We start from the raw sequence: 6,000 nt of genomic DNA on the forward strand, positions 1-6,000 counted from the left end.
TCCTTAACGGGCTGGTTGGCCGTCTCCTCTTTGTGAGCGGACATGGAGACCAGCCTGGGAAGGACATCGACATGAACAACGAGAACCTGAAGGTCACCACCCGGACGACTTTCCAACTGCTCGCCCCCGGCGCGGCACCCGCGCCGGTCGAGGCCGAGCTGGTCTACGACCCGGAGGACCCCTACGCGGTCGCCGTCGTCTTCCACACCGGCACCGGCCGCGTGGAGTGGATGTTCGCCCGCGACCTGCTGGCCGACGGCCTGCTGACGCCGTCCGGTGAGGGCGACATCCTGGTCCGCCCCGCGTCCGACGACCCGGAGCGCGTCCTGGTCGAGCTGAACGCGCCCACCGGGTTCGCCATCCTCAGCGCGGTCGCCGAGGACGTGGCGGCGTTCCTGGACAGCTCCTACGACGTCGTCCAGCCGGGCGAGGAGGACCTGTGGATCGACTTCGAGCGCGAGCTGCAGAAGCTCGTGTCGACGATCGACTAGTCGCTCGCGTGTCCCAGGTGGTCTGACGGGCGCGGGACGAGGATGCCGGCGTTGTGCGGGCAGCTCGTCACCGGAGACCACGCGCGGTGTTCGCCGTTGTGGGCAGCGACGGCGAGAGGACCGCGGCAGCGATGTTCCGGCTCACCAGGCACGTGTCCCCACCGGTCTGGTGCCGGAGTGAGAGGACGCTCGGCCGCTTCTGGGGAGCGCGTGAGCGATTTGCACCACCCGTTGAGCGTGATCCGGCGAGGTCGCTCTCGGGCATTGATTAGTCTCGTGGTGTGACAACCACCATCGGGGGCCGCTACACGCTGATCGAGCGCGTCGGCAGCGGAGCGATGGGGGTGGTCTGGCGGGCGCGGGACGAGGTGCTGGCGCGCGAGGTCGCGGTCAAGCAGCTCATCACCGGCGACCACCAGCGGGCCATGCGCGAGGCGCGCAACGCCGCCCGGTTGCACCACCCGCACGCGATCGCGGTGTTCGACGTCGTCGGCAACGATGTCGAAGAGCCGTGGATCGTCATGGAGTACCTGCCGTCGCACAGCCTATCGGCGCTCATCGCCGAGCGAGGGCCGATGAAGCCCGCGCAGGCGGCGAGCATCGGGGCGAAGGTCGCGTCTGCGCTGGCCGCGGCGCACGCGGCGGGGATCGTCCACCGCGACATCAAGCCCGGCAACGTCCTGATCGGGCACGACGGCACCGTCAAGATCACCGACTTCGGCATCTCCAAGGCCAGCGGCGACGGCACGATGACCGACACCGGCATGATCTCCGGGACTCCCGCCTACCTGGCGCCCGAGGTGGCGCGTGGTGAGCAGCCAGGCGAGGCGTCCGACGTGTTCTCGCTCGGGGCGACCATCTACACGGCGATCGAGGGCGAGTCGGTCTTCGGGCCCAGCGACAACAGCTTCGGGCTCATCTACCGGGCTGCCAGCGGGCAGCTGCGCGACGCGAAGAACGCGGGCGAACTCACGCCGTTGCTGAACCGCCTGCTCTCGAAGAACCCGCAGGACCGGCCGACCGCGCAGGAGGCCGCGGACCTGCTGGCTGCCGAGCCGCAGCCGTCCCAGCCACTCGCGATTCCCGAACCACGCAGGCGCAAGCCGCCGAACCGCCGGATCCTGGTGATCCTCTCGATCATCGCGGTGCTGGCGATCGGCGGTGGCGCGGCGGCCGCGTACTGGAACGAGACCGGCGGCGACTCACCGACCAACCAGAGCACCTTCCCCACCGAGGAGAAGCCCCGCTCGTTCTCGGCCGACGAAGCCGTCGCGTTCGTCAAGGGGCACTACGAGCAGCTGCCCGGCAACCCCGTGCTGGCGTGGCAGAACTTCTCGGGTGGGCAGGTGGAGAGCCGGGCCGACTTCGTGAAGCGGTGGAAGGGCTACACCTCGGTCCAGTGCACCGTGCTGACCGCCCAGGTCCACTCGGACGGCCCCCGGTGGATCGTCCCGGTGGACCTCGCCCTGGTCACGGACATCGGCAAGCAGGCAACGATCCACGTCGAGGTCGCCGTCGAAGCGGTCAACAACGAGATGAAGATCGCCAAGCTCACCCAGACTGGCTGAGCAGCCAGAAGCTGCCGCCACCCACGATCACGCCCATCGCCGTCCCGCCCAGCACCTGTGCCGTCGTGTGGTCACCCAGCTCGACGCGCGACCACGCCACCAGAGCGGCGGGCAGGGCGAGCAGCAGCCACGCGGGGCCGTAGACGATCGCCATCGTGACCACAGCCGCCCACGCCACCCCGGCGTGCAGCGAGATCTTCCACTTCAGCCCGAACGTGATCGCCATGCTGACGATCAGCGACGCGAACATGCTGCCGGCCAGCGCGAGCATGCTCCTGGGCGCGTGCCCCAGCACCATGATCACCGTGCCGGCCGCCAGCGAGGCACCGGCCGTGATCAGTGGCACGACCCGCCCCTCGCGGTTCGTCACGTGGTGGCCGTCCCACTTGCCCTTGCGCGCGCCACGCACGATCACCGCCATCGGGACGACGGAGGCCGTGATGGCGACCACGAAGCCCCACAGCAACGTCTTCCAGATGTTCTCGGTAGCGGCAGCGACCCCGAACGGCAGCAAAATCACCCAGACCCACGGCGCCAGAATCTCGGTCGCGCCGCGAGCGACCTTTTTGATCAAGTTCCCTCAGACCAGTCTGCGATCAGTGGCCCAGCGGGAGAGCTCGTACCGGTTGGAGAGCTGGGTCTTCCGCAGGACGCTCGACACGTGCGTCTCCACCGTCTTCACGCTGATGAACAGCTCGGACGCGATCTCCTTGTAAGCGTAACCACGCGCCAGCAGCCTCAGGACGTCGCGTTCCCGGGGCGTCAGCAGGTCGAGCTCCGGATCGCTGATCGGCGCGGCACCCGGCCGGTCGGCGAACGCGTCCAGCACGAACCCGGCGAGCCGCGGCGAGAACACCGCGTCGCCCTCCGACACCCGGACCACGGCCTTGACCAGCTCCTGGCTGGAGATCGTCTTGGTCACGTAGCCGCGGGCACCGGCGCGGATGACGTTGATGACGTCCTCCGCGGCGTCGGACACCGACAGCGCGAGGAACGTGACCTCCGGGATCTTGGTGCGGATCTGGCGCAGCACCTCGGCGCCACCGCCGTCGGGCATGTGCACGTCGAGCAGCACCACGTCCGGCTTGAGATGCGCGATCCCCGCCACCGCCTCGCCCACGCTGCCCGCCTCGCCCACGACCTCCACCTCGTCGGTGATCGTGTCGAGCTCAGCGCGCACCCCAGCGCGGAACAACGCGTGGTCGTCCACCAGGAACACCCTCACGCTCACGTCCTGGCCTCCGTCTTCCTCGGCATCTCGAGCTGCACCTCGGTCCCCTCACCGGGAGAGGTGCGCAACCGCACCTGACCGCCGTGCCTGTCCATCCTCCCCCGGATGCTGCCCGCGAGGCCATGACGGTCCTCCGGAACGGCGTCCGGGTCGAAACCCTTGCCGCGGTCCCGCACGAACACGGTCACCTTGTCCGGCTCGATCTCCGCGTACACGCTGACCTCGGCGACCCCCGCGTGCTTGGCCGCGTTGACCAACGCCTCCTTCGACGCCTGGACGAGCGCGTACATCCCGTCTTCCAGCTCGCAGTCACCGACGACGACCTGCGACACGGCGATGGCGAAGTCGTCCTCCACCTCCGCGCACGTCTGGGCGATGGCCACGCTCATCGTCGTCGGCTGCTCGCCCACCTCACGGCCGTAGAGCCAGCTGCGCAGCTCGCGTTCCTGGCTGCGGGCCAGGCGCTTCACCTCACGCGGCGACTCGGACTGCTTCTGGATCAGCGCAAGCGTTTGCAGCACTGAGTCGTGCAGGTGGGCGGCGATCTCGGCACGTTCGTCGGTGCGGATGCGGGCCCGGCGCTCCGCGTCCAGGTCGCGCACCAGCCGCATCCACAGCGGCACGGTCAGCACCGCGACACCGATCAACGTCGCCAGCACGGACAGCACGACGGTGGAGAGGTTCTGCATGGAGTCGTTCGCGACGAGGAAGGCGGCGACACCCGCCAGCACCAGCGCCCCTCCCGCCACCGTCCGCACGATCCCCGTCTTCCCCTGCGCCAGCGCACCGTCGCGCCACCGGCGCCGTTGTGCCTCGTCCGCTTCACGCCACACGACCGCGGCGCCCACGAGTGCCACCGCGATCGGGCCGGTGATCCAGCCGCTCGCCCCGCTGCCGATCAGCCCGGTGAAGACCGCGACGCCGATGCCGAGGGCGGCCAGACCGACGGCCTGCTGCCACTCCTTGCGGTCCTTGTCGGTCTCCGGTTCCGCCACCGCCGACTGCGGGACGAACATCCACAGCAACGCGTAGGCGATGATCCCGACCCCGCTCAGGGCGGCGAACACGGCGAAGATCGCGCGCACCCAGAAGACAGGTGCGCCGAGGTGTTCCGCCAGCCCGCTCGCGACGCCCGCGACCACCCGGCCGGTGCGTCGACGGCGCATCGGCTCGATCTGTGCACTCACCATCCGATCGTCACACGTCGGGGCCAGTTGTTCATCAGGGATGACCCCGGTTCCGCGAATCAGGGCTGGTCCCTGATGTGGTTGCGGGCGTGACAGCGCAACCTTGTCAACGTGAGCGGGACTGAGAAGGCAATGCAGGGCGTGGCGGACACGCTCAGGGAGTTCTGGGCCCACCGTCCGGTGCGGCCCCGCGCAGGACGCAAGCTCGGCGGCGTCGCCACCGGGATCGCCATGCGCTACCAGATCGACCCGGTGATCGTGCGGATCGCGTTCGTCGCACTCGCGCTGTCGGGCGGCGTCGGGGTGCCGATGTACCTGGCCGGCTGGCTGCTGCTGCCGGAGGAGGGCGACGAGGTGTCGCCGCTGGAGGCCCTGATCAACAAGGGGCGCAGCTCGATGTCGCAGGCGCAGACGGTGCTGCTGGGATTCCTGATGTTCCCAACGCTCGCCTACATGTTCGGCAACGGCGGCTTCCAGGTCTTCGTGACGCTGGCGGCGTCGATCGCGTGCATCTACCTGCTGCAGAAGAACCGCGGCCACCTGCAGCCGGCCACGACGCTCCCGCTGCAGCCGCCCGTGGCACCGGTGCCGGGGGCACCGGCCTGGGACCCGCTCGGCGCCGCCCCGTTCGCGTGGGACCTGCCGGAACCGTCCCCCGCCCCGATGTCCCGACCGCCGGTCGAGCGGCCGCGCAAGTCGCGGATCGGGCTCACGACGCTGGGGGTGGCGTCGCTGGTCGTCGCCGGCTCCGCGATCGCCTGGAGCTTCGTGCCGTGGTTCACCGTTCCGCACGTCATCGGCCTGCTGATCGCGGTGCTGGCTGCGGGTCTGCTGATCGGCTCGTTCACCGGTGGTGGCCGCGGCCTGATCTGGCTGCTGATCCCGTTGTCCGTGGTGGGCTTCGGCATGACGGCGGTCGGCTTCGACGGCCCTGCCGACCTGGGCAGCATCAAGGACAAGCCGAAGGCCATCTCGGACGTAAAGAGCAAGTACGGGATCAGCGTCGGCAGCGTCGACCTCGACCTGCGGGAGCTGCCGGACTCCGGTTCGGTGACGACCTCGGTCGAGGCGGACCTCGGCGAGCTGATCGTGCGGGTGCCGAAGAACGCGGACGTGAAGTTCAACTGCGTGGCCACGTCCATCGGTGAGCTCGACTGCCTCGGCAGGAAGGCGGAGGGCAGCACCCCTCAGGTCGACGGCAACGACCTCGGTGACAACGGCGAGGGTGGCTTGAAGATCGACCTGGACGTTCGCACGAACGTCGGAGAGGTGAAGGTGCTCCGTGACTGAGCAGCGACCGGTGATGCGCAGGCGGATCGACCCGCTGGCCCTGATGTTCGGGCTCGGCGGCGGGCTGATGGCGGCCTACGTGCTGACCAACGGCACTTTCTGGTTCGACTTCCGGTGGGCGCTGGGAGGCACGGCCATCGTGGTGGGCCTCGTCCTGCTCTCGTGCACTGTGCTTAACCGCCGTGGAGGATCTGCGCGGCGGCGTCGAGGCCGTCCACGGTACCGACGACGAC

At 69.4% G+C, this 6,000-nt stretch carries 7 protein-coding genes; 4 read left to right on the top strand and 3 right to left on the bottom strand.

Features of this window, described 5'->3' with window-relative positions:
- Positions 1 to 71: 71 nt before the first annotated feature.
- Positions 72 to 491: an SsgA family sporulation/cell division regulator gene (locus ABZX92_RS30420; protein WP_045309898.1), complete on the top strand. Its 420-nt coding sequence runs from the start codon at positions 72 to 74 to the stop codon at positions 489 to 491.
- A 281-nt stretch (positions 492 to 772) separates the two neighbouring features.
- The gene (locus tag ABZX92_RS30425) at positions 773 to 2,059 is read left to right on the top strand and encodes a serine/threonine-protein kinase (RefSeq protein WP_355566749.1); all 1,287 of its coding nucleotides are present in this window, start codon (positions 773 to 775) and stop codon (positions 2,057 to 2,059) included.
- Here ABZX92_RS30425 and ABZX92_RS30430 read toward each other — a convergent pair.
- Genes ABZX92_RS30430 through ABZX92_RS30440 form a run of 3 tightly spaced genes read right to left on the bottom strand, consistent with a single transcriptional unit; the run spans position 2,043 to position 4,480 of the window.
- Complete coding sequence (locus ABZX92_RS30430; protein ID WP_355566752.1) at positions 2,043 to 2,633, bottom strand: phosphatase PAP2 family protein; 591 nt, start codon at positions 2,631 to 2,633, stop codon at positions 2,043 to 2,045. The two genes, ABZX92_RS30425 and ABZX92_RS30430, sit on opposite strands and share 17 nt — an antisense overlap.
- Positions 2,634 to 2,639: 6 nt before the next feature.
- A complete protein-coding gene (locus ABZX92_RS30435; protein WP_355566755.1) occupies positions 2,640 to 3,290 on the bottom strand; it encodes a response regulator transcription factor in 651 nt (216 codons plus the stop codon).
- Entirely contained in the window at positions 3,287 to 4,480 is a 1,194-nt protein-coding gene (locus ABZX92_RS30440) for a PspC domain-containing protein (protein WP_355566757.1), read from the bottom strand. Before ABZX92_RS30440 ends, ABZX92_RS30435 begins: the two co-directional genes overlap by 4 nt.
- Before the next feature lie 108 nt (positions 4,481 to 4,588).
- Here ABZX92_RS30440 and ABZX92_RS30445 point away from each other — a divergent pair, with 108 nt between their 5' ends.
- On the top strand, positions 4,589 to 5,767 hold the full coding sequence (locus ABZX92_RS30445; RefSeq protein ID WP_355566760.1) for a PspC domain-containing protein: 1,179 nt from the start codon (positions 4,589 to 4,591) through the stop codon (positions 5,765 to 5,767).
- Positions 5,760 to 6,000: hypothetical protein (locus ABZX92_RS30450; protein WP_355566763.1), on the top strand; the 241-nt coding region annotated here is incomplete at its 3' end. The genes ABZX92_RS30445 and ABZX92_RS30450, both read left to right, overlap by 8 nt.

This window comes from Lentzea sp. NPDC006480 (assembly GCF_040611995.1).
Classification (GTDB): Bacteria; Actinomycetota; Actinomycetes; order Mycobacteriales; family Pseudonocardiaceae; genus Lentzea.